Source organism: Streptomyces sp. 4F14 (assembly GCF_048159485.1).
Taxonomy (GTDB): domain Bacteria; phylum Actinomycetota; class Actinomycetes; order Streptomycetales; family Streptomycetaceae; genus Streptomyces.
On sequence record NZ_JBLRVY010000053.1, the window covers coordinates 20253 to 44449 of the forward strand.

The 24197-nt window shown below is 68.2% G+C and carries 23 protein-coding genes and 3 pseudogenes; 13 read left to right on the forward strand and 13 right to left on the reverse strand.

What is annotated here, in order from left to right; genetic code table 11:
- Nucleotides 1–7: 7 nt before the first annotated feature.
- Nucleotides 8–475 carry an Lrp/AsnC family transcriptional regulator gene (locus tag ACLZOT_RS48585; RefSeq protein WP_416975736.1) on the reverse strand — a complete coding sequence of 156 codons (468 nt, stop codon included), beginning with the start codon at nt 473–475 and terminating at the stop codon, nt 8–10.
- Between the two features lie 124 nt (nt 476–599).
- On the opposite strand from ACLZOT_RS48585, the gene hppD reads away from it, so the two are divergent.
- A complete protein-coding gene (hppD, locus tag ACLZOT_RS48590; protein ID WP_416975737.1) occupies nt 600–1745 on the forward strand; it encodes a 4-hydroxyphenylpyruvate dioxygenase in 1146 nt (381 codons plus the stop codon).
- 5 nt (nt 1746–1750) lie between these two features.
- Here hppD and ACLZOT_RS48595 read toward each other — a convergent pair whose 3' ends face one another.
- Nucleotides 1751–3208: a tetratricopeptide repeat protein gene (locus ACLZOT_RS48595; RefSeq protein ID WP_416975738.1), complete on the reverse strand. Its 1458-nt coding sequence runs from the start codon at nt 3206–3208 to the stop codon at nt 1751–1753.
- 96 nt (nt 3209–3304) lie between these two features.
- Here ACLZOT_RS48595 and ACLZOT_RS48600 point away from each other — a divergent pair, with 96 nt between their 5' ends.
- Nucleotides 3305–4681 carry an FAD-binding oxidoreductase gene (locus tag ACLZOT_RS48600; RefSeq protein WP_416975739.1) on the forward strand — a complete coding sequence of 459 codons (1377 nt, stop codon included), beginning with the start codon at nt 3305–3307 and terminating at the stop codon, nt 4679–4681.
- A gap of 92 nt (nt 4682–4773) precedes the next feature.
- On the opposite strand, the gene ACLZOT_RS48605 is transcribed toward ACLZOT_RS48600, so the two are convergent.
- Nucleotides 4774–5250, reverse strand: coding sequence for an SsgA family sporulation/cell division regulator (locus ACLZOT_RS48605; protein WP_416975740.1), 477 nt, complete (start codon nt 5248–5250; stop codon nt 4774–4776).
- Between the two features lie 275 nt (nt 5251–5525).
- Here ACLZOT_RS48605 and ACLZOT_RS48610 point away from each other — a divergent pair, with 275 nt between their 5' ends.
- Together ACLZOT_RS48610 and ACLZOT_RS48615 are read left to right on the forward strand one after the other, a co-directional pair.
- Complete coding sequence (locus ACLZOT_RS48610; protein ID WP_416975741.1) at nt 5526–6962, forward strand: RDD family protein; 1437 nt, start codon at nt 5526–5528, stop codon at nt 6960–6962.
- An 89-nt stretch (nt 6963–7051) separates the two neighbouring features.
- Nucleotides 7052–7714 carry an RDD family protein gene (locus tag ACLZOT_RS48615; protein ID WP_416975742.1) on the forward strand — a complete coding sequence of 221 codons (663 nt, stop codon included), beginning with the start codon at nt 7052–7054 and terminating at the stop codon, nt 7712–7714.
- Nucleotides 7715–7802: 88 nt separating this feature from the next.
- Here ACLZOT_RS48615 and ACLZOT_RS48620 read toward each other — a convergent pair whose 3' ends face one another.
- Nucleotides 7803–8054, reverse strand: a complete 252-nt coding sequence (locus ACLZOT_RS48620) for a hypothetical protein (RefSeq protein WP_416975743.1) — start codon at nt 8052–8054, stop codon at nt 7803–7805.
- A gap of 365 nt (nt 8055–8419) precedes the next feature.
- On the opposite strand from ACLZOT_RS48620, the gene ACLZOT_RS48625 reads away from it, so the two are divergent.
- Both ACLZOT_RS48625 and ACLZOT_RS48630 read left to right on the forward strand, forming a co-directional pair.
- On the forward strand, nt 8420–10762 hold the full coding sequence (locus ACLZOT_RS48625) for an immune inhibitor A domain-containing protein (RefSeq protein ID WP_416975744.1): 2343 nt from the start codon (nt 8420–8422) through the stop codon (nt 10760–10762).
- Between the two features lie 121 nt (nt 10763–10883).
- A complete protein-coding gene (locus tag ACLZOT_RS48630) occupies nt 10884–11192 on the forward strand; it encodes a hypothetical protein (protein WP_416975745.1) in 309 nt (102 codons plus the stop codon).
- A gap of 38 nt (nt 11193–11230) precedes the next feature.
- On the opposite strand, the gene ACLZOT_RS48635 is transcribed toward ACLZOT_RS48630, so the two are convergent.
- The 5 genes and pseudogenes from ACLZOT_RS48635 to ACLZOT_RS48655 all read right to left on the reverse strand — a co-directional run bounded on the left by ACLZOT_RS48635 (nt 11231) and on the right by ACLZOT_RS48655 (nt 15171).
- Complete coding sequence (locus ACLZOT_RS48635; protein ID WP_416975746.1) at nt 11231–11422, reverse strand: ferredoxin; 192 nt, start codon at nt 11420–11422, stop codon at nt 11231–11233.
- Between the two features lie 56 nt (nt 11423–11478).
- Entirely contained in the window at nt 11479–12699 is a 1221-nt protein-coding gene (locus tag ACLZOT_RS48640; RefSeq protein WP_416975747.1) for a cytochrome P450, read from the reverse strand.
- 114 nt (nt 12700–12813) lie between these two features.
- Nucleotides 12814–13977, reverse strand: a pseudogene (locus tag ACLZOT_RS48645) (NAD(P)/FAD-dependent oxidoreductase).
- 134 nt (nt 13978–14111) lie between these two features.
- Nucleotides 14112–14306, reverse strand: a complete 195-nt coding sequence (locus ACLZOT_RS48650; protein WP_416975748.1) for a hypothetical protein — start codon at nt 14304–14306, stop codon at nt 14112–14114.
- Between the two features lie 433 nt (nt 14307–14739).
- Nucleotides 14740–15171 carry an ATP-binding protein gene (locus tag ACLZOT_RS48655; protein ID WP_416975749.1) on the reverse strand — a complete coding sequence of 144 codons (432 nt, stop codon included), beginning with the start codon at nt 15169–15171 and terminating at the stop codon, nt 14740–14742.
- A 180-nt stretch (nt 15172–15351) separates the two neighbouring features.
- Between ACLZOT_RS48655 and ACLZOT_RS48660 the strand changes: the two genes are divergently transcribed.
- From ACLZOT_RS48660 to ACLZOT_RS48670, 3 genes are read left to right on the forward strand one after another with little or no spacing between them, the layout of a single operon-like run.
- The gene (locus tag ACLZOT_RS48660) at nt 15352–16239 is read left to right on the forward strand and encodes a helix-turn-helix domain-containing protein (protein WP_416975750.1); all 888 of its coding nucleotides are present in this window, start codon (nt 15352–15354) and stop codon (nt 16237–16239) included.
- Nucleotides 16240–16241: 2 nt separating this feature from the next.
- The gene (locus tag ACLZOT_RS48665; RefSeq protein WP_416975751.1) at nt 16242–16439 is read left to right on the forward strand and encodes a DUF397 domain-containing protein; all 198 of its coding nucleotides are present in this window, start codon (nt 16242–16244) and stop codon (nt 16437–16439) included.
- A gap of 41 nt (nt 16440–16480) precedes the next feature.
- On the forward strand, nt 16481–16972 hold the full coding sequence (locus ACLZOT_RS48670) for a GNAT family N-acetyltransferase (protein WP_416975752.1): 492 nt from the start codon (nt 16481–16483) through the stop codon (nt 16970–16972).
- A gap of 55 nt (nt 16973–17027) precedes the next feature.
- On the opposite strand, the gene ACLZOT_RS48675 is transcribed toward ACLZOT_RS48670, so the two are convergent.
- Complete coding sequence (locus tag ACLZOT_RS48675; protein WP_416975753.1) at nt 17028–17162, reverse strand: hypothetical protein; 135 nt, start codon at nt 17160–17162, stop codon at nt 17028–17030.
- 33 nt (nt 17163–17195) lie between these two features.
- Nucleotides 17196–18305 (reverse strand): radical SAM protein, encoded by a 1110-nt coding sequence (locus tag ACLZOT_RS48680; RefSeq protein WP_416975754.1) that lies wholly within the window; start codon nt 18303–18305, stop codon nt 17196–17198.
- Nucleotides 18306–18657: 352 nt separating this feature from the next.
- Between ACLZOT_RS48680 and ACLZOT_RS48685 the strand changes: the two genes are divergently transcribed.
- Both ACLZOT_RS48685 and ACLZOT_RS48690 read left to right on the forward strand, forming a co-directional pair.
- Nucleotides 18658–19749, forward strand: a complete 1092-nt coding sequence (locus ACLZOT_RS48685) for an XRE family transcriptional regulator (RefSeq protein WP_416975755.1) — start codon at nt 18658–18660, stop codon at nt 19747–19749.
- Nucleotides 19746–20567, forward strand: a complete 822-nt coding sequence (locus ACLZOT_RS48690) for a class I SAM-dependent methyltransferase (protein WP_416975756.1) — start codon at nt 19746–19748, stop codon at nt 20565–20567. Before ACLZOT_RS48685 ends, ACLZOT_RS48690 begins: the two co-directional genes overlap by 4 nt.
- Nucleotide 20568: 1 nt before the next feature.
- On the opposite strand, the gene ACLZOT_RS48695 is transcribed toward ACLZOT_RS48690, so the two are convergent.
- Both ACLZOT_RS48695 and ACLZOT_RS48700 read right to left on the reverse strand, forming a co-directional pair.
- Nucleotides 20569–21150, reverse strand: a complete 582-nt coding sequence (locus tag ACLZOT_RS48695; RefSeq protein WP_416975757.1) for an HD domain-containing protein — start codon at nt 21148–21150, stop codon at nt 20569–20571.
- Nucleotides 21151–21498: 348 nt separating this feature from the next.
- The gene (locus tag ACLZOT_RS48700) at nt 21499–22611 is read right to left on the reverse strand and encodes a toll/interleukin-1 receptor domain-containing protein (protein WP_416975758.1); all 1113 of its coding nucleotides are present in this window, start codon (nt 22609–22611) and stop codon (nt 21499–21501) included.
- 297 nt (nt 22612–22908) lie between these two features.
- Between ACLZOT_RS48700 and ACLZOT_RS48705 the strand changes: the two are divergent.
- Together ACLZOT_RS48705 and ACLZOT_RS48710 are read left to right on the forward strand one after the other, a co-directional pair.
- A pseudogene (locus ACLZOT_RS48705) lies at nt 22909–23256 on the forward strand (hypothetical protein); the annotation flags it as partial.
- Between the two features lie 56 nt (nt 23257–23312).
- A pseudogene (locus ACLZOT_RS48710) lies at nt 23313–24197 on the forward strand (aminoglycoside phosphotransferase family protein); the annotation flags it as partial.

Genomic DNA, 24197 nt, shown 5'->3' on the forward strand with positions numbered 1-24197 from the left:
CCTCAGCTCATTCGCGGGACGCCTCCTCCACCAGCGGGATGATCCGCAGCGGCACCGGGTTCTCCATCACGATCGCGGTGGAGGCCCGGACGATGCCATCAAAACCGACAACCAGGTCGATCACCCGCTGGAGATCCGCGTTGGACCGCGCGACCAGCCGGCACAGCATGTCCCCGCTGCCGGTCGTCGTGTGCAGCTCCAGGACCTCCGGCACGCCGCTCAAGTGCGCCCGGATCGCAGGGCCTTGGCCCTGGCGGATCTGGAGCGTCGCGAACGCCGTCACCGGGTAGCCGAGCGCCGCCGGATCGACCTCGGGGCCGAATCCGCGGATGACTCCATTCGACGTAAGCCGCTCCAGGCGTGCCTGGACCGTCCCGCGCGCCACCCCGAGCCGCCGGGACATCTCCAGCACCCCGATCCGCGGCTCGCGCGCCAGCAGCGCGATGATCCGCCCGTCCAGCCGGTCGATCCCCATGGCCCGGTCTCCTCGATGGTCATCCTGTACAGAAGGGGCGGTACTAGAGCTCTAGTACCGAGCATATTGTCCAGCCGATTCGTGAACCATTGCGCACCTTGTGAGCCCGGAGCGACCCTGAGGTATGACGCAGACCACACACCACATTCCCGACACCGCCCGGCAGGCCGACCCCTTCCCGGTCAAGGGGATGGACGCGGTCGTCTTCGCCGTCGGCAACGCCAAGCAGGCGGCGCACTACTACTCCACCGCCTTCGGCATGCGCCTGGCCGCCTACTCCGGACCGGAGAACGGCAGCCGCGAGACCGCGAGCTACGTCCTGGAGAGCGGCTCCGCCCGCTTCGTGTTCACCTCCGTCGTCCGCCCCACGACGGACCGGGGCCGCTTCCTGGCGGACCACGTCGCCGCGCACGGCGACGGCGTGATCGACCTCGCGATCGAGGTCCCGGACGCCCGCCGCGCCCACGCCTACGCCGTCGAGCACGGCGCCCGCTCCCTCGCCGAGCCGTACGAACTCAAGGACGAGCACGGCACCGTCGTCCTCGCCGCGATCGCCACCTACGGCGAGACCCGCCACACCCTCGTCGAGCGCAAGGACTACGACGGCCCGTACCTCCCCGGGTTCAAGCCGGCTGCCCCCCTCGTCGAGGCGCCCGCGCAGCGCATGTTCCAGGCGGTCGACCACTGCGTGGGCAACGTCGAACTCGGCCGGATGAACGAGTGGGTCGGCTTCTACAACCGGGTCATGGGCTTCACCAACATGAAGGAGTTCGTCGGCGACGACATCGCCACCGAGTACAGCGCCCTCATGTCGAAGGTCGTCGCGGACGGCACCCTGAAGGTCAAGTTCCCCATCAACGAACCGGCGCTCGCGAAGAAGAAGTCCCAGATCGACGAGTACCTGGAGTTCTACGGCGGCGCGGGCGTCCAGCACATCGCCCTCAACACCAACGACATCGTCGCGACGGTAACGGCCATGCGGGCGGCGGGAGTCCAGTTCCTCGACACCCCCGACTCCTACTACGACACCCTCGGCGAGTGGGTCGGCGACACCCGCGTCCCCCTCGACACCCTGCGGGAGCTGAAGATCCTCGCCGACCGCGACGAGGACGGCTACCTGCTCCAGATCTTCACCAAGCCGGTCCAGGACCGCCCGACCGTGTTCTTCGAACTCATCGAACGCCACGGCTCGATGGGCTTCGGCAAGGGCAACTTCAAGGCCCTCTTCGAAGCCATCGAACGCGAACAGGCCAAGCGCGGAAACCTGTAACCGGCTCACCGCTTGCGGGACTTGGGCACGGGCACGTCCGGCGGCTCACCCAGCGCCTCCAGGGCGGCCCGCGCCTGGGGCGCCCACAGCGGCGAGAACCTCGGGTTGATCCGCAACGCGTTCTGGAGGTGCCTGCGCGCGGGCCCGTACTTCCCCAACTCCCGCTCGATGACGCCCCGGTGGAACAGGTACGAGGCGCTGCGCACCCCGCCGCCCTTCGTGCCGTCCGTCGCGATCGACGCGTACCAGAGGGCCTTCTTGCCCTGCCCCGCCCGGTGCAGGGCCCAGCCCAGCGCGTCGGCGACCGCGATGCCCGGCTGGCGGCGCCACTCGGCGCGCAGCCGGGTCACCGCCTCCTCCGGATCGCCGTGGCCGGCCTCGAACCGGCCCAGCAGCAACGCGTCGTTCACTCCGGCCGCGCTGTCCTGGCGGATCCGGGCGCGCAGCACCTCGTACTCGGCGTGGGCCTGTTCGGTCAGGCCCAGTGACTCGTACAACTCGCCCAGCTCCAGGGCGTATTCGGGCAGCGGCTGGCCGGCGAGCGCGGACTTGTAGGCGGCGAGCGCCTCCGCGGTGCGGCCCAGTGCGGCGAGCGTCCTGCCCTCGCCGGCCTGGGCCGCGCGCTGGTCGGGGTCGAGGCGGACGGCCTGCTGGAAGTGCCGTAGCGCATCAGGGAAGTCGCCGCGCTCCCAGGAGAGTTGACCGGCCTGGGTCAGCAACGCGGCCTGTTCGGCGGGGGAGTTCGCCCGCGCCGACGCGTCGTACAGGACGGCCGCCGCGTCCTCGCGCCAGCCCCGATCCCGGTACACCGCCGACGCCTTCGCCTGGACGGCCGGTCCCGAGTGCAGCTCCATGAGCTTCTCCAGGGTTGCGCGGGCCTTCTTGTAGTCGCCGAGGCCGGTGTACGCGTCGATCAGCGGGCCGTACGCCGTCCAGCGCTTCGGGGCCGCCTTCACCGCCGCCTCGCCCCACTCCTTCGCGCCCCGGAAGTCCCGGCGGGCGCCCGCGAGGGCGGCGAGACCGGTGAGCGCGTCGGCGGTACGGGCCGCGCGCAGGGAGGTGCGCAGGGCGTGCTCGGCCTTGGGGTAGTAGACGGTTACCTCCGCGGTCCTACGCCCGCGTTCCACGTACGCCGCCCCGAGCACGGCCCACGCGGGCGCGTCGCCGGGGTGACGCCGTACGAACGCCTCGCGCTCGCCGATCAGCGTCGTCAGGTCGGGGAGGGCCGCCGCCATGCCGGTGGTGACGGCCGTGTGCGCCTGGGCGCCGGGCGCCGGGGCGGGGGCGCGGCGGACGGGGGCGGACTCGCCGGGGAGGAAGAGGAGGGCGCCGCCGGTGAGGGTGAGGGCGGTGGCGAGGAGGGTGAGGAGCCGGGGGCGGCGGCGTCGTGGGGTCCGGACGGCGTTCTCCGTACCGTTCTCCGCACCGGTTTCTGCGCTGATTCCCTGGGTTGTCCCGTGCATGCGCTCACTGTGCGTCCATACGACGAACACATCACGTCACCCGATGGCTCGTGCGGCGGGGTTCACACCGATGGCCCCGGGTGCGAGGCTGTGATCATGAGCCGTTCCGATGGTCTTCTCGCCCGACTCCGCGACGGCCTCCCGGCCGAAGCGCTCCTCACCGACCCCGACGTCACCGCCTCCTACGCCAACGACATGGCCAGCTTCTGCCCGGCCGGTACCCCCGCGGTCGTAGTACTGCCCCGGACCGTCGAGCAGGTCCAGCACGTCATGCGGGTCGCCACCGAGCTGGGGGTACCCGTAGTACCCCAGGGGGCCAGAACCGGACTCTCCGGCGGGGCCAACGCCTCCGAGGACTGCGTGGTCCTCTCCCTCGTCAAGATGGACCGCATCCTGGAGATCAACCCGGTCGACCGGATCGCCGTCGTCGAACCGGGCGTGATCAACGCGACGCTCTCCCGCGCGGTCAACGAGCACGGCCTGTACTACCCGCCGGACCCCTCCAGCTGGGAGATGTGCACGATCGGCGGCAACATCGGCACGGCCTCCGGCGGGCTGTGCTGCGTCAAGTACGGGGTGACGGCGGAGTACGTCCTCGGTCTCGACGTGGTCCTCGCGGACGGCCGGCTGATGTCCACCGGACGGCGTACCGCCAAGGGGGTAGCCGGGTACGACCTGACGCGGCTGTTCGTCGGCTCCGAGGGGTCGCTCGGGATCGTCGTGGGCGCCACCCTCGCGCTGAAGCCCCAGCCGCCTCAACAGCTCGTGCTCGCCGCCGAGTTCGCCTCGGGGCGGGCCGCCTGTGACGCCGTCTGCGCGATCATGGAGGCCGGGCACCTGCCCTCCCTCCTCGAACTCATGGACCGGACCACCGTCAAGGCCGTCAACGACCTCGCGCACATGGGGCTGCCGGAGACCACCGAGGCGCTCCTCATGTGCGCGTTCGACACCGCCGACCCCACCGCCGACCTCGCCGCCGTGGGCGCGCTCTGCGAGGCCGCCGGCGCCACGCAGGTCGTCCCCGCCGAGGACGCCGCCGAGTCCGAACTCCTCCTCCAGGCACGCCGGCTGGCCCTCAACGCGCTGGAGGCGGTCAAGGGCACGACGATGATCGACGACGTGTGCGTGCCGCGCTCCCGCCTCGCCGACCTGCTCGAAGGCGTCGAGCGCATCGCCGAGGAGCACAAGCTCACCATCGGCGTCTGCGCCCACGCCGGTGACGGCAACACCCACCCCACCGTCTGCTTCGACGCCACCGACCCCGACGAGTCCCGCCGGGCCCGCGAGTCCTTCGACGCGATCATGGCGCTGGGCCTCGAACTCGGCGGGACCATCACGGGCGAACACGGCGTCGGCGTCCTCAAGAAGGAGTGGCTGGCCCGGGAGCTTGGACCCGTGGGGCTGGAGATGCAGCGCCGGATCAAGGACGTCTTCGACCCGCAGGGGATCCTCAACCCCGGGAAGCTGTTCTGAGACGGGCCGCCCGAGCCCGGCACGGACAAGGTCGTACCCCTTCAGAGGGACGCGAAGGGGTACCTCGTACGTCGTACTACTCGTAGTACCGCTCACTCGCCGTCCTTCGACTCGTCCGACGGCCACGGGTCGCGCAGCCACAGGTCGTCGGCCGGGGTGACGGCGAGCAGCTCGGCGAGGCCGTCGTCGAGGCCGAGCCGCTCGCCCTCAGAGCCCGGCGGGACCACCCGCAGCGTGCGCTCCAGCCAGGCGGAGATCTGGGCGGCGGGCGCTTCGAGGAGGGCGTCGCCGTCGGGGGAGCTGAGGGCCATCAGGACCACGCTGCGGCCGTCGACCTTCGTGGGCCACACCCGGACGTCGCCGTGGCCGCAGGGCCGGAAGACGCCCTCGACGAGAAGCTCGCGGGCGAACGTCCAGTTGACCGGCTGCATGGAGTTGATGTGGAAGGTGACGTGGATCGCGAAGGGGTCGTCCGAGCGGTAGCTCAGCCGCGCCGGCACCGGGATGCTGCGCTCCGGCGACAGGACCAGCTTCAGTTCCAGCTCCCGTTCGACCACGGTGGGGTGCATGTCGTACTCCTCTCTGGGCGGCCCGGAGTGGGCCCACGCGAGGAGAGAGCGGCTCGGCGCCGAAGCATTACGCGGGTTCGGAGAAGTTTTTTCCGAACGGGTGAAGGCGGTGTGCGAGCCCGTCCGCAACGGGACCGGTACCGACGGACTGGTGATGGGCCGCGCGCGGGTCTGATAGATGTGGATGTCCTCATCCGTCTCCGTGGATGATCCGTCCACGGAGATGAACAGCAAGCCCCCCAGCCCACCTCCGAGCAGATAGCGGGACGACGGACATGAGCGCCCCAACTCCGGCCCCCGGCGACGACAGGCCCCGCGAGGGCTACTACCCGGACCCGTCCATCCCCGGGTACGTCCGGTACTGGAACGGTGCCGCCTGGGTACCGGGTACCAGCCGCCCGGCCCCGTCCGACGGCCGCCCGCTCACGCCCCCGGCGGGCGCAGCGCAAGCCCGGCCGGTGCCCGCCGTCGAGGAGACCGGCCCGCACTTCTTCGACGAGGACCCCGCCCCCGCCGAGCCCGCCTCCGCCTGGGCCGCCGACGCCGCCCGCCAGTCCGGCTTCGGCGGCGACCAGGACCGCCGCGTCTCCTGGGGCTCCCCGCAGTCCCCGGACCCCCGTACGCCCAGGGACCCCAGGGTTCCCGGGCAGTCCTCAGGTACTAGTACTTCCGCCGAGCCACCCGCCGAGCATGAGTCCGGTTCCGACGGCGACTACGGGACGGTCACCTTCCGTGCGCCGGTCCCGCGCACGGGGGAGCAGCGGGGGAGCGCGGGTCCCTCCGGGGGGACGACCCCTGCCCCGTCGGCGGCCTCGGCTTCCGCTCCGGCGTCGGGCAAACCGGGCTTCGGCGCGGGGAAGGCGGCGGCGCAGCGAGCCGCGGCGGCGCAGGGGGCCGGTGCGGGTACTACGGGCGGTACGACGACGTCCCGCCCCGGCGGCACGGCTCCAGGGGCTCCCGGTACCCCCCCTACGTCCGGTGCCCCCGGCGCGCGGACGCCCTTCCCGGCGTCCCCCGGTAGTACCCCCACCCCCCCTCGCACCCCCGGCATCACGGTCCCCGCCCCCGCCTTCGCGAACCAGCCCGACGACTCCCCCCTCCCCGCCCCCGGCCAGCACTCCTGGGCGCAGCAGGTGCACCAGCTCGCCGCCGACGAGCAGCAGCAGCCGGTCACCCCGTGGCGCCCCCCGGTCGAGGACGTCTTCCAGGCCGCCGCCCGGCGTCAGGCGGCGGCCCGCCCGGCCGGCCTCGGCAAGCGCTTCGCGGCCCGCCTGGTCGACACCCTGCTCCTGGCGGCCGTCACCGGTGCGGCGGCGGTCCCCCTGGGCACCAGGGCCGTCGACCACGTGAACGCGAAGATCGACGAGGCGAAGCTCTCCGGCCGTACGGTCACCGTCTGGTTCCTGGACGGCACGACCTCCGCCTACCTCGGTATCGTCCTCGCCGTCCTGCTGGTCTTCGGGGTCCTGTACGAGGCGCTGCCCACCGCGAAGTGGGGCCGCACCCTCGGCAAGAAGCTGTTCGGCCTGGAGGTGCGGGACATCGAGGGCGGCGAGCCCCCGAGCTTCGGCGCCGCCCTGCGCCGCTGGCTCGTATACAGCGTGCCGGGGCTCCTGGTCGTCGGGGTCGTGGGCGTCGTCTGGGGCGTGTTCGACAAGCCCTGGCGCCAGTGCTGGCACGACAAGGCCGCACATACGTTCGTGGCGGGATGACCCCGTAGTACCCGAGGACTACCCGACTCGGTCCCTCGTACGGCCTTCCGCCGGATGCGGAGCCGGGCGCTTCGCGGTGCACTCGGGCCATGACCACCGAACCGCCCCCCGGCTCCGGCGGACAGCCACCGGAAGAAGACCCGTTCAGGAAGCAGCAGCCGCCCTCGTACGGCCAGTCACAGGGCGGCGACCCCTACGGGAATCAGCAGCCCCCTCCGGGGTACCCCTCAGGTACCCCTTACCAGGGAGGTCCCTACGGCAACGACCCCTACGGCGGCGCTCCGCACGGCAACGACCCCCTCGCGGGGATGCCCGCACTGGCCCCCAGCGGTAAGCGCACCCTGGCGAGGATCGTCGACATGATCCTCGTCGGCGCGGTCGTCGCCCTGCTCACCTGGGCGTTCCGCGTCAACGAGTACGACATGAGCGGCGACGACGTCGACTTCGGCAGGTCCTTCTGGCAGTCGCTGGTCGCCGCCGTCCTCTACATGGCCTACGACACCGTCCTGACCGCCCGCACCGGCCAGACCCTGGGCAAGAAGTGGCTCGGCATGCGGGTCGCGAACCTCGACAACGGCACCAACCCGTCGATGCAGACGTCCCTCGCGCGGGCGGCCGTCCTGTGGATCCCGTTCGCGTTCTGCTGCGCGTGTGTGTGGACGGCGATCTCGGGCGGCTGGAGCTACTTCGACAAGCCCTACAAGCAGGGCCTGCACGACAAGGTGGCGAAGACGGTCGTGGTGAGCGTCTAGCGCCCCGGGGTCAACTGGCCTCCCGTACAGCACAGGAGAGGGCCCGAGTGTCTCAACTCGGGCCCTCTCCTGTGTCGTTCAGGAAGATCTAGGGTGCCACCGGCTCCTTCGCCGGTCGTTCGGCCGCGGAACGGGCCACCACCGGAGAGGCGGCGCGCGCCGTGCGGGACGCCCTGGTCGGTACCGTCAGGGCGACGAGCAGGCCGAGGGCGAGGGCCGCGACGGCGATCACCGCGACACCTGGACCCGAACTGGTCTCTGACAGCAGCAGCATGGCCAGCGTCGAAAGAATGACGGTGCAAGTACCGTACGTGAGCTGTGCGACAGTCGGACGAGGCATGGCAATCGTGTCCTCGGATGCGGGGGAGATCTCGACTCTAATCGCGTGCATGCCCGAGAGGAACGAACGGTAAGCGTGACCTGACGCACGGGCCCGGAGCACAGGGGGCGCACGGAGTCATGACGACAGGTGTTCGGGTCGGAGCACGCGCCCGCGATGTGACAGTCATGTGTCCGCAATGCGAACGCCAGCTTCTAATAGTGCACATTCCATGGTCGAGTCAAGGTCTGTCTTTTCTTCTCAAGCAGTAGTCAAATGACGGCACTTGGCTAACACGCGTATCCCCGTGCGCAGATCCGGCATGTCCTATGTCATGCCCATGTCACCCCCTGCACGGATCGGGCGCGTGCAGGGGAGGACAAGAAGTGACCAGTAGATCCTGGACGTTCAGAACGGCCGCCATCACGGTCGCCCTCGCGGCGGCCTCGGCCACGTTCTCGACGTTCGCCGTGGCTCAGGCGGCCGACAACGGCCCTGCGGCGGCCCCGGCGGTGGACCGGCACGACCCGCAGCCGGCCGAAGCACACGAGCACGACTTCGACGGCCCGCTCAGCAAGACGCAGGCGGCGCAGCGCGAAGAGGCCCTGAAGCAGGTGATATCCGGCGAGGCGGCGGTCAAGAACCGCGACGGCTCGAAGGTCGTCCAGCTCAAGAGCCGCAAGGGCGAGGGCAAGTACGTCGAGCTGGGCCGCGAGAAGACCGACAAGATCTTCACGATCCTCGTCGAGTTCGGCGACCAGACCGACCCCCGCTACGGCGGCACCCCCGGCCCGCTGCACAACCAGATCGCCCAGCCCGACCGCGCGGTCGACAACTCGACGGCCTGGCAGGCCGATTACAACCGCGAGCACTTCCAGGACCTGTACTTCGGCGACGGCAACGCCTCGGTGAAGACGTACTACGAGAAGCAGTCCTCGGGCCGCTACTCGGTCGACGGCACCGTCCAGGACTGGGTCAAGGTCCCCTACAACGAGGCCCGTTACGGCTCGAACCTCGCACCACAGGGCGCCTGGTACGCCGTTCAGGACGGCGTCAACGCGTGGGTCGCCGGCCAGAAGGCCGCCGGGGTCTCCGACGCGGTCATCAAGGCGACGCTCGCCGGGTACGACCAGTGGGACCGCTACGACTTCGACGGCGACGGGAACTTCAACGAACCCGACGGCTACATCGACCACTTCCAGATCGTGCACGCCGGCGAGGACGAGTCCGCGGGCGGCGGCGCGCAGGGCACCGACGCGATCTGGGCGCACCGCTGGTACGCCTTCTCCACCGACTCGGGCGTGACCGGTCCCGCGGGCAACAAGCTCGGCGGCGCCCAGATCGGCGACACCGGCATCTGGGTCGGCGACTACACGATCCAGCCCGAGAACGGCGGACTCGGCGTCTACGCCCACGAGTACGGCCACGACCTCGGTCTGCCGGACCACTACGACACCGACGGCGGCGAGAACTCCACCGGCTTCTGGACGCTGATGTCGTCCGGTTCCTGGCTCGGCACCGGCAAGAGCCAGATCGGCGACCTGCCCGGCGACATGAACGCCTGGGACAAGCTCCAACTGGGCTGGCTGGACTACGAGGTGGCCAAGGCGGGCGTCAAGTCGACGCACAAGCTGGGCGTCGCCGAGTACAACACCAAGGACCCGCAGGCCGTCGTCGTCCAGCTGCCCGAGAAGCAGGTCACGACGGAGATCGTGCCGCCCGCCCAGGGCTCGACGCAGTGGTGGAGCGGCAGCGGCAACGACCTGCGCAACACCCTGACCCGCGCGGTCGACCTGACCGGCAAGTCCTCGGCCTCGCTGTCCCTGGACGCCTGGTGGGACATCGAGAAGGACTTCGACTACGCGTACGTCGAGGTCTCCACGGACGGCGGCGCGAGCTACGTCCCGGTCGACGGCACCCTCGCCGACGGCACCGCGATCCCGCGCGACGGCAGCGGCCGTCCGGCCCTCACGGGCTCGGTCGACGCCTACCAGAAGCTGACGTACTCGCTCGACGCGTACGCCGGCAAGCAGGTCTCCCTGCGCTTCCGGTACCAGTCGGACGGCGGCGTGGCCCTCAAGGGCTTCACGGCCGACCAGATCACTCTGAAGGCTGACGGGGCTACGGTCTTCGCCGACGACGCGGAGAGCGCGGACGCCGCGTGGACCGCGAACGGCTTCTCGCGGGTCGGCGCGTCCATCTCGGACAGCTACGCGCAGTACTACCTGGCCGAGAACCGCCAGTACGTGTCGTACGACAAGACCCTGAAGGTAGGCCCCTACAACTTCGGGTTCAGCGACACGCGCCCCGACTGGGTCGAGCACTACCCGTACCAGAACGGTCTGCTCATCTGGAAGTGGGACACCTCGCAGAAGGACAACAACACCAGCGCCCACCCGGGCACCGGTCTGGTCCTTCCGGTGGACGCCCACCCCGCCCCGCTGAAGTGGTCCGACGGCACCCTGATGCGCAACCGCATCCAGGCGTTCGACTCCACCTTCAGCTGGTACCCGACGGACCGGATCACCCTCCACAAGGCGAGCGTCCCGACGACGATCAAGGCCCGCGCGGGCGTCCCGGTCTTCGACGACGGCCGCTCCAGCTACTACGACGAGTCGAACCCGTACGCCGGTGTCAAAATCACTGACACCAACACCTCCATCAAGATCGTCAACGAGCCGCTGAGCGGCAAGACGGTCACCGTGAAGGTCGGCCCCTCGACGAAGTAGTCGGCATCATCGCAGGTCAGAAGCGTATCGGCGGCAACCCCCTGGCGGGTTGCCGCCGATCGTGTTTAGGTGCCTCCTGTGGACCTCTTATTGACACCGACCCGCACGGGGGTATGACCGCATGGCCACAGGAGGCTTCTCGAAGCTGCCCTCGGGCACTGTCGTGGTGGCCGTGAACCTGCCCAGCCCGGCCGCCGCCGACGCGGTCGTACGGGTCCTGGTCCACGCCGCGAACCGGGCCCGGGCCCTGACCCGGCTGCGCAACCTCGGTCTGCGCGCGGTGTACCTGAGAGGTAACACCGCGCCCCCCACGCCGGACGAGATCACGGCCGTGCTCCACCATCCCGACGGGCTGATATGGCGGACCGACGGGTCGATGGAGCTGTGGCATCCGATCCGGGCGCTGATGCGGGGGAGTGTGGCGAGGTAGTAACCGGTTAATACCGGAGAGCTACGACTCTCGCGTGGTCACTCGGTGATGCGGATGGCTGCGGCCGGGCAGACCGCGGCGGCCTCCCGAGCTGCGTCGTAGTGCTCAGGTCCCGGCGCCTCGTTCAGGAGGATGACGATTCCGTCATCGTCCTGGTCGAACACCTCGGCCGCCTGGACGGTGCACAGACCGCTCGCGCAGCACAGCTCTTCGTCGACGGTGATCTTCATGGTGGGCGTTCCTTCTTCGTACGCGTGGGGGGATCAGGTCGTTGATTCGGCGCGGTTCACCAGGTGACCCACAGCTCGTCGAGGCCGGTCGCCACAACCCCCGTACGGATGCTGAGCGACTCCGGCTCGTCCCGCAGCCGCAGCTCCGGCAGGCGCCGTACGAAGCTGGCGAGGACGACCTGGAGCTCGACGCGCGCCAGGGTCTGGCCGACGCAGAAGCGGGGGCCCGCGCTGAACGCCAGGTGCTGCTGGGCGTTGGCGCGGCGGAGGTCGAAGCTGTCGGGGTCCTCGAACTTGCGCTCGTCGCGGTCGGCGGCGCTGAGGTTGACGAACAGGGTCGTCCCGGCCGGCACCGGCTCGCCGCCGACCTCGATGTCCTCCGTGATGAAGCGCGGGATGCCGAGCCCGCCGACGGGGTCGAGCCGCAGCGACTCCTCGACGGCGCCGGGCACGAGCGAGGGGTCGTCGACGATCGCCTCGTACAGCGCGCGGTCCGCGAGGAGCAGGGCCGTCATCTTGGCGATCATGTTCGAGGTGGTCTCGTGGCCCGCCAGCAGCAGACCGACGACCGTCTGTACCAGCTCCGCGTGGCTGAGCCGGCCGTCCTCGCTGTCCGAGATCTGCGTCAGCTCGCTGATCAGGTCGCCCTGCGGATTCGCGCGCTTCTCCTCGACCAGCGCGGAGGCGTACGCGCCGAACTCCCGTAGCGCCTCGTCGACTTCGGCCTGCGTGTACTTGGTCGTCGTCATCATGACCTCGGACCAGTGCGCGAACCTGTCCTGGTCGCTCGCGGGGGCGCCGACCAGCGCGCAGATGACCCGGACGGGGAGCGGGAGCGCGAACTCCGTGCGCAGGTCGACGGGGCCGCCCTTGGCGATGACGCCGTCGAGGAGTTCGTCCGTCATCTCCTGGATGCGCGGGCGCCACAGCTCCATCTTCTTCACCGTGAACGCCGAGGTCAGCAGGCGCCGGTAGCGGCGGTGGCCCTCGCCCATCATCGATGACGTCGCCTCGTTCTCCCGGCTGAACAGCCCGCCGTCCTCGGTGTTCGAGGTCTTCGCGGCGCCGGGTTTGTCGAGGCGGCGGTTGAAGCGGGGGTCTGAGAGGAGGGCACGGGCGTCGTCGTACCCGGTGACCAGCCCGACGACGTCGCCGCTGGGCATCCGGACATGGGCGACGGGGCACCCCTGCCGGGCCTCGGCCCACTCGCGGGGCGGCTGGAGGGCCTGGGGCTGGTCGAAGGGGTAGGCGGGTACTACTTCGTCGGTGGTGGTCATGGTGGGGGGAGCTCCTTGCGTGTGGGGGGTAGGGGGGAGGGGTATTACGCCGTACGGGTACGGGGTACTGGTACGGGTCTCAGGGGGTACTCGGCGTGTGCGGGGAGGGGGTCGTCAGACGGACGCCACCGCGTCCCCCCACGCCGCCGACACGGCGATGGACTGCCGCCACTGCCGGATCGCCCTGGGCGGCATGCCCACGCCGAGCGCGCCGACGAGGCGGTCGCCCTTGCGGTACGCGGCGATGAACCGGCGCTCCGCGAGCGAGCCGTCCACCACGGCGACCTCGTCGTGCTCGCGCAGGTAGCCGAACGCCTGCACCTTCATGTCGTACTGGTCCGACCAGAAGTACGGCACCGGCGCGAAGGGCTTGGGGGAGCCGGGGTTCAGGAGGTTCCGGGCGGCGGCCATGCCCTGCTCGGCGGCGTTCGTCCGGTGCTCGATGCGCATCGGCGTGCCGAAGAGGGGGTTGTGTCAGCGGGCGACGTCACCGGCGGCGTACACGCCGGGGGCGGCGGCGCAGTGCTCGTCGCAGACGACGCCGGAGTCCAGGGCGAGTCCGCTGCTCTCCAGCCACTCGGTGTTGGGCAGCGACCCGATGGCCACGAGGACGTCGTCCGCCTCGATCTCCGTCCCGTCGGCGAGCCGTACCCCTCCCTCGCAGGTCTCCTGGACGGACACTCCGCAGCGCAGGTCCACCCCGTGCTCCCGGTGCGCCTCGGTGAGCACGCGTCCGACGTCCTCCCCGACGGCATGCGCCAGCGGTACGGGGGCGGGCTCCAGGAGGACCACCTCCGCGCCGAGCTTCCGGGCCACGGCGGCGACCTCCGCGCCGAGGAATCCAGCGCCGACCACCACCAGACGCCGGCCGGGGCCGAGGCGTTCGCGCAGGCGCAGCGAGTCGTCCAGCGTCCGCATCACGTGCTGGGGGCCGGTGCCGGGGAGCCGCCTCGGCCGTACGCCGGTGGCGATGACGAGTCCGTCGTACTCGACCTCTGACCCGTCCCCCAGAAGTACTACGCGGGCCTCGGTGTCCAGAGAGGTCGCGGGACTCCCCAACCTCAGCTCTAGTCCGCCTAGCTCCTCAGAGCTACGTAGCCTCACCCTCTCCGGCGTCCACTCGCCCGCCAGTACCTGTTTCGAGAGAGGCGGTCGGTCGTACGGGTCGTGGGGCTCGTCCCCGACGAGGGTGATCGTCCCCTCGTGGCCCTCGCGGCGGAGTGTCTCGGCGGCGGCGAGTCCGGCGGCCGAGGCGCCGACGATCAGGGCGCGGTGCATGGGCGTCTCCTGCTTCTCGTGTGGGGTCGAGATTCAGTGCAGCATCTACTTGCTTTACTTACGCAACCAGATGGAGCTTGCGTAAGTCAAGTAACCCGGTGGGGGTTGTGTGGAGACGGGGGAGAGGGTTCGGGTCAGCCTTCCGGGAACGCCCTGACGGCGTCGCTCGCCGCGCGGTACTCCTCCCTCAAGTGCCGGGCTTCCTCGCAGTCCACGCCCTGCATGCGGCACGTGTCCTTGCAGGACGCGGCGTGGATGAGCCAGTCGCGGTAGAGGTTCGCCGCGCGGGTGTGCGGGGGGTCCTCGGGGGGTTCGGGGGGTGTCGACACCGTGGGGTCCCCTGTCGTTCGGGGGCGCTTCACCGGGGGGTGGGGTGGGGCGCCGGGGGTGTGCGGTTGTCCTGGTTCACGGATGGTGGGGGGATTGCGTTCAAATGGGTGGGGTTGTAGGGCGGAGTGGCCGAGGGTCCGGTAGGGGGAGGGGGAGACGTAGGGGTCGTGGACGTAGGGGGTACTACGGGTATGACGCGGGCGGGTGTGCCTGCGGCGCCGGTATGACAGCAGCGCGGCGAGCAGGTGACGGGTGAGGCGCCTCACGGGCGTACGGCTCCGGTGTGCTTGGGGGTGGGGGGGTACGGGGTTGACACCGACACCCCGGGCGGGGCGGACCGCCCAGGGCGCCGGCGGAGGCTCGACCGGCGAGAAGGGGGTGCCGGGGGCCTCTGTCCTGCGGCGCGTTGCCGGGGGTGCGGGCCGCAGGGTTCTAGGGGAGGGCGGCGGCCCGCTGCGCGGGGAGGATCTTCTCGGCCCACACGGTCTTGCCGATGACCTCGCTGGTGACTCCCCAGGAGGTGGCGAGCGACTCGATGAGGGCGAGCCCTCGCCCCTTCTCGTCGTCGGGGCTGGCCTTGCAAGGTTGCGGCATTCGGTCGCTCTGTGTGTCCCGGACCTCGACGCGAAAGAGGTCGTCGGTACGGGAGACGGTGAGCCGGACCTGACGCCCCGTCGTGCCGGGTACGCGTCCGTGGGTGACGGCGTTGCTGACCAACTCATCGACCACGAGGGTGAGTTCCTCGGTGAAGTCGTCGTCCACGGGGATGCCGCAGGTGAGGAGGAACTTGCGGCAGTCCGTGCGGGCGCGGGCGGCGGCGAGCTTGGTGGTGGGGTAGTGGAAGGCGGCGAACGTTTCGGACATGGCTGACGTCCCTTCGGGCGGCGTGACGCCGACTGATAGCTACAAGGTTGTAGCCAATTGATTGGGTTGCACAAGTCAGTAGGGGAAGTTCGCCCGTTCGAGTGGTAGGTGAGTTGTATGGTGTGTGGGCGCTCCGGCGTCTGCTATCGCTGGTCAGACCTGGAAAGGGGGGCGTGAGCCATGGCGACGAACCGGATGAAGCAACCGACCGCGCGACAGGTCCGTTTGGGGTCCATCCTTCGCGGTCTGAGGGAGAACGGCAGGAAGGGCAGCCAGGCCGTCATCTGCCGCGAACTCGGCTGGCCCGAGTCCAAGTTGAGCCGCATCGAGTCCGGCCAGCTCGGAGTCAGCGAGAGCGACTTGCAACTTCTGCTCGACCGCTACGAAGTCAAGGACCGGAGCCTGCGCGGCTACGTCGTCGACCTGCGTCGGCGTGGGAACGTCCGAGGCTGGGAGACCGACATCCGTTCGGTCGTGAGCCCGTTGTACGCCGACTTCATCGGCTACGAGTCGGACGCGGCGGAGATGTACAACACCCAGACCATGCTGATCCCTGGGCTGTTGCAGACGCGCGAATACGCGGCGGCCATCCTCGACCAGCAGTTCCCCGGCATGGACGAGGAGCAGCGCCGCGAGCGACTTGAGATCCGGGACAAGCGGCGCGAAGTGTTCGACCGCCCCCGTCCCCTGGTCTTCTGGGGTGTCATCTCGGAGTCGGTGTTCCGGCATGCCATCGGCGGGCCCGAGGTGATGGCCGGCCAACTCGAACAGCTGCTGAGCCTGGCCAAGGACTACCCCGGCACGATCAACATCCACGTGCTGCCGGAAGAATCACCGTCGCACGGCGCCTTGTTCGGGCCGTTCGTCATCCTCTCGTTCCCGCAACGCTGGGAGCCCGACGTCGTCTACCTGGAGGGCTTCTTCAGCACCAGGTTCCTGGAGGAGACGGAGCAAGTGCAGGAGTACAGCAGGCTGTTCAGGCACTTGATGATGGCAGACTCGCTCCGGGGGCCGGAGTCGCTCAAACTGATCGAGCGCCATCTCGATGATTACCGCAAGGATGGATAGGAATGTCGCAGTACAGCATCGCTGACGCATCCACGATCGATGCCGCCTGGCAGAAGGCTTCGGCATCAGGAGGAGACGGCGACTGCGTCGAACTCGCCCCGTACGACGACCTCATAGCCATCCGCGACAGCAAGGCCGCCAACGGCCCCGCCATCCTCTCCCCCCGCTCCGCGGTCACGGCCCTCCTCGCGACCCTCTGACTCGCTACACTCCCTGCCCTCCGTGAGAAACAGGAGGGACGTTGGACCACTTCCGCATCCGCAGAGGCACCCCGGACGATCAGCGGGCCGTGGCCCAGTTCACGGCCCGCCGGTTCGCGTGGATGAAGGCTCACGGACACTCCCCATGGCCGCAGACACCCGAAGAGGTCGCCTCCCGCGCCGCCATGGAGCAATGTCCGTTCTACGTGCTGGAGAAGGACGACACCGTAGTCGGCTGCACGATCCTCCTCGACAGACCCGGCACCACCGTCTTCACCGAAGCCGAACGCGACGAACCCTCCTACGTCCTCACCTCCTCCGTAACCGACCCTCTCTACCGAGGCCAGCGGCTCGGTGCCCGCATCGCCGACTGGGCGCGGGAAAAGGCGGCCGGTGACGGTCGGACGTGGGTCCGCAGGGTTACGACCGAGGCGCAGCTGGCGGACTACTACAAGACGCAGGGCTTCGACGTCCTGCGTGTCGTGGAGCGAGACGGCCACCCTGTGTGGGGAATGCAGCGCAAGGCAGTCTGAGTAGGGGAAAGGCGGGCCGGAGGAGACCCCCTCCGGCCCGCCTTCGGGCAGCCGCCTAGAACGGCACGTCGTCGCCCGCGTTGCACGAGCACTTCTCGGACTCGACGATCACCTCAAGGTCGTCGATGAACTCGATCCGATTCACGTCGTTCCGCGCGATGGGCTGGATCGTGATGTCGATGACGGGCATGGGACACCTCTCTCGATTCGGGCCGAGGCACGGCTAGAAACCTCCGTGTCGGCAGTAGTTCCTCAACGGTGCTCCGGATTCCTGATAGAGCTTGGCGAGCGGTCGGCATGTACCGCATGTGCCGTTCTGTCCGAAGAGGCAGCCGGAGCATCCGCCCGTCCGGAGCTGGAGGGAATCAGCGATGCCCCCCAGTTTTCGGAGCCCCGTCGTACCGTGCTCGACGAGGCTGAACTGCTGGTCACGACCGACCTTGCAGATCGACACAAGGCCGTGCGGGTCGGCGTGGAAGAAGGTGTGTCCCGCGTTGCAGCCGCTGAAGGGCTTACGGGTTCGCAGGTGCTCCTCGGACTGGGTGAGCACCGTCTCGACGCCGCCGTAGATCGTCGGGGCCATGTTCGTGAACACGTTGTGGGGCAGTCCTCGATCCCGGGCGAACACCTTCATCGCCTCGGTTTCGTCGGCGTTGGATTCCGTGACGATGAGGTTCAACGAGATCGGCAGGCCCGCGCCCTGGGCAGCCGTGAGCCCTCGCTCGAACAGCCTGAAGGACCCACGCCGCTTGGTCACCGCGTCGTACTTCTCAGGGCTCGCTCCGTAGACGCTGAGGGTCAGCCGATACGGACGCCTGTTCCGGAGAAGGTCAAGGATGCGCGGATCGTGGAGCCGGGAGCCGTTCGACGAGATGGACAGCATCATGCCGAGGCGGAAAGCGTATTCGTACGTCTCTTTGAACAACCGGTCGATGAGCGGCTCCCCGCCGGTCAGTTGGAGCCACAGCACGCCTGCTTGCTGCATGTTCCGCAGGAGCAGCATGCGCTGTGGCCACTTCAGGCCCGAGAATTTCTTCAGACCCAGGTAGCAGTGCTCGCAGTCGTAATTGCAGCCCAGGTTCAGTTCGTACGAGGCCCGGCAGTATCCGTACGCGGACGGCTGACGCACCAAGACCGCCTCCTCGACGGGGCGAGTCGCGAGATCCGTACCCCACTGCTCCCAGGCGGCCTCTCGGAGCCACTCCGGGACGGGAGCTTGGCCGGCCTGCCGAAGTTCCTCGTACAACCTGGCGGGCACTTTGAGGCCCTTGGCGCTGCCAGGTCGGCAGATCAAGTGGTCCTGGAGAAACGGACTCGCGATGAGGTCGTACATGGCGCCCCTTTTCCTCGAAAGTGACTCCGATCAGTCAACTCCGCCTGCCGAACCGCTCCCAGGGCATTCCACTGGGCACGTTGTAGGCACTCGGACGGCAGAACCTGGCTACGCTCTTGTTGCCTGATGCGGGCCGGTGAACGGTGGGAAGATGGCCAACGAGGTTCTCCGCCGACGGAGATTCGCGCGTAGGTGGACTCAACCCCAGGTCGCGGAGCGCGTGTGCGCCCAGGTCCTGGACGTCACTGGGCGAGATCCGGGGCTCGACGCGAACTGGGTCTCTCGCCTTGAGCGCGGAGTCATCACCTGGCCTTGCGGTCACTACCGGGCAGCTTTGTGCGTGGTGTTCCAGGTGTCCGACGAGGCAGAGTTGGGCCTGTACCCGAAGAGGGCTGCTGTACCAGGAGCGTTACCGGCTCCGGCAGATGACCGCCTGCGACTTGGTACGGACACGGAACTCTCCGCTCGGCTCGTTCGGTACGCGGCCGAGACCAACGTCAACTCCCTTGTCCTGGAACAGTTCGAGGCAGACGTCGAGCGACTGGCCCGGGACTTCGTCAACAGACCTGTGACTGCGCTGATCCCGGAGATCTGTACCGTTCGCGCCGAGGTGTTCCGGTTGCTGGAGGGTCGCCAACACCCGGACCAGACCCGTCACTTGTACGTGATCGCAGGTTGGTTGGGCGGCCTTGCGGCACACGCGTCACTCGACCTCGGTGACCGCTCCGCCGCTGCCACCCACGCTCGCGCCGTGTTGCAGTGCGCGGCGGTCACCGGACACACGAAACTGCGAGCCTGGGCACGGTCGTTCCAGTCGTTGAGGGCTTATTGGGCAGGGGATCATCGTCGTGCCAGAGAACTTGCGCAAGCCGGTCAGAAGGCGGACCGGGGCTCCGGTGCGGGCACCAAGGTGCGACTCCTGAGCCTGGAGGCGCGAGCCCGTGCGGCTGAAGGAGACAGCCGTGGCGCGCTGCGGACCCTCGCTGAGGCTCATGAGGCACGGACGGCTGCGGAACCTGATGACCTGTCCGGGGTTTTCTCGTTCCCGGAGGCCAAACAGTGGGCTTACGCGGGCACCACCCTGTTGGCAGTCGGTGGCAGCGAGCAGATCCGGCAAGCTGTTGCCGCTTCCCACCACGCGGTTGAGCTGTACCGGGCCGGGCCTGAGGAGGATCGCTCACCCAGTGATCTACAGGCCGCACATCTGGACCTGGCCACGGCCTGTCTGACGATCGGCGAGGTTGAAGAGGCGGGTGCGAAGCTCTCGGAGGTTCTCGCCGCCGAGTCCCGCACGGCGAGTATCGCCATCAGGCTTCGCAACCTGGGAGTGCTCCTCGACAACGGGCCGTACCGTGGCACACGGACGGCAGCCGATCTTCGCGCGCACATCCACGAGGTGATCGTTCGACCCACCCTTTCCGGCAACTGCATGGAGCCACGATGACCACCCGCCCCACGCCCGACGGTTCGCTCACCGACCGCGGCTTTCTCGCCACTCGGGCATACGGCACGGGACAACACCTCGCGGCACGTCAGTCCCTCTACCAGTGGCAGACCCCACGTCATGACCTCCCGGGCATCGTGGTGAGCGAACTGACCGGCATACGTGGCGCGGTCGCGGATGTCGGCTGCGGAAACGGGAAGTTCGCCGCTCGACTGCGGGAGGACCGTCCTGACCTGACGGTTCTCCCGATGGATGTCTCGCCCGGCATCCTCGGAACCATTTCCGGGGGTGTCGTCGCGGATGTCGGGCAACTTCCCATCGCTGACAGGGCACTTGGCGCGGTCCTCGCGATGCACATGCTTTATCACGTCGAGGACCAGACTCAGGCGGTACGGGAGCTGAGACGGGTCCTGGACCCCGATGGAATCGCGGTCGTCTCCACCAACAGCCGCACAGACAAACGGGAACTGGAGGACCTCTGGCGCAGGGCCGCAGGCGATGTGCTGGGCATGAAGGAGGGTCCGGCCCGTGTGCAGCTGTCCGCCCGCTTCACCCTGGAAGACGCTCCGCCGGTCCTAGGCACGGCCTTCGAGCGTGTCCGTACGATCCCTCTGCCCGGGGTGATCGCGGTGACCGACTCCGAACCCGTTGTCGCCCACTTGGCCTCGTACGAAGCCTGGGCGGGGCAGATGGGTGTTCCGTTTCAAGAAACCGTCGAACGCGCACGGGAACGAGTCGACGAGGCGATCCGCGCCGAGGGGGCGTTTCGTATTACTTGCCTGGGAGGCGTTTTCGTCTGTCGCGGGGCTCGGCTATAGCTCACCCCCTTTCCCCCAGCGCCGCCCGCAGCCAGTCCAACGGCCCCGTCGCCAGCACCGCGTCCGCCAGAGCCTGTCCGCTCTCCGTGACGATCCGGCGGCGGGAGTTGTCGATCCACCGCTGCGCGTCGGCGTACCCCTGGGCGCGGTACTCGATGCCCTGGATCATGCACTCCAGCTTGTCGGCATCGCGGGCGCAGACCGCCTCCGGCGACTCCTTGTCCTCGTACTCGCCGACCAGTTCGCGCACCGCCTCCGCCAACACCTCGGGCATTCCGGCGACTTGATCCGCCGTGACCGTCCGAGGGTCGGCCTCGCCGGCGCCGTACCTCTTGCCCAGGTGGTTCACATCCCCCGTACGCGTCTCCTGCGAGTCGTGCCAGACGGCGAACAGCGCCGCACGTGCCGGATCCGCGCCTTCGAGCTTCGCGATGATCGTCGCGATGACCGAGGTCCGCCAGGAGTGCTCCGCGACGGATTCGGGGTCCCGCACCCCGGCCATCCACCAGCCGGAGCGCTTCGTCTGCTTCAACGTGCCAGCCTCGTAGAGGAAGTTCGCGACAGCGGTCAGGTCGTCGGCCACTTCGGGCTCCTTTCACGCCTCGGCGAGGCGGATCGCGTAACGGAGGCTCTCCAACTCGCGGTTGCCGAGCGGCGAGACCTCCTGGCAATCCAACATGATCGGAAGGCTCTCGCGCAGGGAACGGGCTGCTGCCCCCGGAGCGGATCAGGTCGGGCCGAATCTGAAGCAGGGTCCACACGCTGTGAATGCTCAGCTTCACGTACTGCCGCTGAACTCGCTATGGCGGGTCGGTCGATCATCCGGGACTCATGATCGGTCCGGTCTCGGTGAGGCAGCCGTCGATCAGCCCGAGAGAAGAACGGACGGACTGTCATGCAAGACCGAGGTTAATAACCTGAAATGTGAAGCTCATGCAGGGCCATTTTCATCGATGAGGCGCTCCCACTCATCCAGAATTGCCTGCCCATCCATTACTTGACGAACGGCGGATTCCATTTTTGCAGCCAGCGGCCGCATTGACTTACTTAGCCCCTTCAGGACACCAACACTCTCAGAGAACCCTTGAAGCGACGGAATATTAGCGCGAGACGCCGCTACCGCACTTTTCACGCTGGAGAAAAATTCCCCGAGAATTTCTCGATCCTCATCGGTGAGGGCCTGCCTGGGGGCCTCGCGGATTAGTGTCAGAATGCCAGGATCAACATTAACGAGTTCGGTAGAATAAAGATTTCCCAGCTCGTAAAATCGATTCACTGGTTGGGTGATGCTTTCAGCAAGTTGATGACTTACGCGCAGCCTGCCAGCGAAGCCTCCACCCTTGGCGTCGGATTGCTCGATCTCTTGTGCAGCAGTCACTGCTTTGGTGGCGATAACTTCCATGACGGAAGAAAACTCCTCAACCACGCTAGTCCAGCGAGGGAATGCGGCCTCCATCTCGGCCATCATCTCAAGCAGGGCAGGGTCTTCATTATCCCGAGATTCAATAACACGCTCATTTTCCGATGCCACCTGAAGTGAACGCTCAAGAATTCCCACGAGGCGCTCAGCGAGAGCTGCTACAGCCTTTCGATGTACGGGTGAATCTTCATCCTCAAGCCTAATATCCGTCCAGTCGACGTACTGGCGGTTTGCAATCAGGGACATCACCTCATCAGGGCTATCCTCAACAAGCCCTGAAACCTTCACGTAGAGGATAGGGAGAAGTAGTTCCTCTAGTCCTAGACTCTTCGCATGGCCCGAGAATGTCAGAACTTCTCGACGGCACTCCGTGCTATTGAAAAATGCAGGTGTCACAATTGGAATACAAAAAGTCGTGCCGGTCAGAGCGGCTTCGATTCGCGCCCGCCATTCGGCCCCCCACTCCAAGTTGTTCTTGTCGACGAAAATGCGAAGATTTTCACCCGTGATCACTTCATATTCGTCAGCAATCAATTGTGCAAGCTTCCCGATTCGCCCTCTGTTTAGTTTGTCATCCTTATGCGTGTAGCTCCAGAAGCCGACTGCTTGTTCGTGGCTACTCATGGAGTGAAGTTAGCGGGAAAAGTGAGGCGGCGTTCAAGTGTGACGATTTTAATCTTTTGATCTTCTGTTTGTGGTATGTCATGGCGTAGTGGGGTGGGTGACCAGAGTGCGGTGATCGTGAAGGGGTTACGGATCAACGTTCGATCGGTGCAGTGGTGGTGAAAGTCCCGGTGCAGGGCAGTCCGTGGCCTTCGGTCAGCGGGTTCGGCTTCGCTGCCAAGGTTGAGTGAGGCTCAGTTCGTGCAGTACGAGGCGGCGTTGGCCAGGGACCGGTGGCGCACGGCTGGCCGTATCACTGCGAGTTCAAAGGTCGAGTTGGACGGGCACATCTCCAACGTCGGCCCGTGCTGGTTCTTCCCTGCGGCCACCTCCGTCGTCTTCGACCTGGACGACGAGACGGGCGCGATGCTCGACGAGGTCTACCACGGTGGCTGGTTCAACGAGCGCCGCCGCATCGAGCCCGTCAAGGCTCACGCCGCGCTCGGGGGACGGCTCGTGCACGGTTGCCAGTCTGTGCCGGACCAGACCGGCGGCGTGGTCGCGCCCTACGGTGCCTCGATGACGGACTTCGGCGACGACCTCGCCGCGTTCAAGGCGGGCTGGATCGAGCAGGTCTACGCCCACCGCGTGAACCCCGCCGCGTAAGTCCTGGGGTGGGTCGGCGCATCCGGCTCACCCCCCGACCCTCCCGGAGCCTCCGCATGACCGCGACCCCCAGCGCCGAACTCCTCGCTAACCTGCTCACCGCGACCGGCCGTACCACCGCCGTACGGGAGACGGGAGGGGGTGCGCGTATGGCCCATGTCCGGCGTCGAGCGCGTCACCTTCCCCGACGGCTCCACGGCCGTCTTCAAGTACGCCAAGAAACCCTTCGACAACGAGGACCAGGCCCTCCGCCTGGCTCGCACCCTCAGCGTCCCCGTCCCCCAGCTCCACGCCTCCGCCGTCCTGGACGGCTGGCTCGGCATGCTCATGGAGGACCTCGGACCGCCCGCCCGCGAGGCCGATGACCTCGACGGCGTCACTGCGGCCGTGGTCCTGCACAGCACAAGTACGGCTGCCTCCTTGCCCGTCCTCGACCAGGAACACCTACGTGCGCTGCCCGCCAGGGCGCTGGAGCACCTCGAACGGCTGCGCAAAGCCGACCGCTGGCAGGACGCCGACGACATCGAGGACGCGCTCGGCCAGATCGCCCGAGCCGCCGACGCCCGCTCGGCCGGAGCGACGCTGGCCCCCTTCGGCTGGGTGCACTCCGAGTTCCACCCCACCAGCCTCCGCATCGGCCAACTCGGCTGGCGGCTCCTGGACTTCGCCCGCGCCTTCACCGGCCCCGGCCTGCTCGACCTCGCCAGCTGGCACGGCACTGTCGGCGCCCCCGACCCCGTACGCCTGCGCGTCTTCCTGGAGCAGTACGTCACCGCAGGCGGCACCCCCGACGCCCTCGCCCCGCGCGGTGGGCTCGCCGCCGAGAACTGGGCGCTGGGCCGGCACCGTATGTGGGCCGTCGAGTGGTTCATGGACCAGGCCGTCCGGTGGATCGACGATCCGGCCACCGACCCCGCGTACATCAAGGCCGTACGCCGCCA

Excerpts from the sequence above, each read along its gene's own strand:
- ACLZOT_RS48600 (WP_416975739.1), top strand. The coding sequence starts at position 3,305 with ATGAGCCGTTCCGATGGTCTTCTCGCCCGACTCCGCGACGGCCTCCCG.
- ACLZOT_RS48610 (WP_416975741.1), top strand. The coding sequence starts at position 5,526 with ATGAGCGCCCCAACTCCGGCCCCCGGCGACGACAGGCCCCGCGAGGGC.
- ACLZOT_RS48665 (WP_416975751.1), top strand. The coding sequence starts at position 16,242 with ATGTCGCAGTACAGCATCGCTGACGCATCCACGATCGATGCCGCCTGG.
- ACLZOT_RS48690 (WP_416975756.1), top strand. The coding sequence starts at position 19,746 with ATGACCACCCGCCCCACGCCCGACGGTTCGCTCACCGACCGCGGCTTT.
- ACLZOT_RS48660 (WP_416975750.1), top strand. The coding sequence starts at position 15,352 with ATGGCGACGAACCGGATGAAGCAACCGACCGCGCGACAGGTCCGTTTG.
- ACLZOT_RS48640 (WP_416975747.1), bottom strand. The coding sequence starts at position 12,699 with ATGACCACCACCGACGAAGTAGTACCCGCCTACCCCTTCGACCAGCCC.
- ACLZOT_RS48675 (WP_416975753.1), bottom strand. The coding sequence starts at position 17,162 with ATGCCCGTCATCGACATCACGATCCAGCCCATCGCGCGGAACGACGTG.
- ACLZOT_RS48615 (WP_416975742.1), top strand. The coding sequence starts at position 7,052 with ATGACCACCGAACCGCCCCCCGGCTCCGGCGGACAGCCACCGGAAGAA.
- ACLZOT_RS48620 (WP_416975743.1), bottom strand. The coding sequence starts at position 8,054 with ATGCCTCGTCCGACTGTCGCACAGCTCACGTACGGTACTTGCACCGTC.
- ACLZOT_RS48595 (WP_416975738.1), bottom strand. The coding sequence starts at position 3,208 with ATGCACGGGACAACCCAGGGAATCAGCGCAGAAACCGGTGCGGAGAAC.
- ACLZOT_RS48655 (WP_416975749.1), bottom strand. The coding sequence starts at position 15,171 with ATGTCCGAAACGTTCGCCGCCTTCCACTACCCCACCACCAAGCTCGCC.
- ACLZOT_RS48680 (WP_416975754.1), bottom strand. The coding sequence starts at position 18,305 with ATGTACGACCTCATCGCGAGTCCGTTTCTCCAGGACCACTTGATCTGC.
- ACLZOT_RS48605 (WP_416975740.1), bottom strand. The coding sequence starts at position 5,250 with ATGCACCCCACCGTGGTCGAACGGGAGCTGGAACTGAAGCTGGTCCTG.
- ACLZOT_RS48585 (WP_416975736.1), bottom strand. The coding sequence starts at position 475 with ATGGGGATCGACCGGCTGGACGGGCGGATCATCGCGCTGCTGGCGCGC.
- hppD (WP_416975737.1), top strand. The coding sequence starts at position 600 with ATGACGCAGACCACACACCACATTCCCGACACCGCCCGGCAGGCCGAC.
- ACLZOT_RS48700 (WP_416975758.1), bottom strand. The coding sequence starts at position 22,611 with ATGAGTAGCCACGAACAAGCAGTCGGCTTCTGGAGCTACACGCATAAG.
- ACLZOT_RS48630 (WP_416975745.1), top strand. The coding sequence starts at position 10,884 with ATGGCCACAGGAGGCTTCTCGAAGCTGCCCTCGGGCACTGTCGTGGTG.
- ACLZOT_RS48635 (WP_416975746.1), bottom strand. The coding sequence starts at position 11,422 with ATGAAGATCACCGTCGACGAAGAGCTGTGCTGCGCGAGCGGTCTGTGC.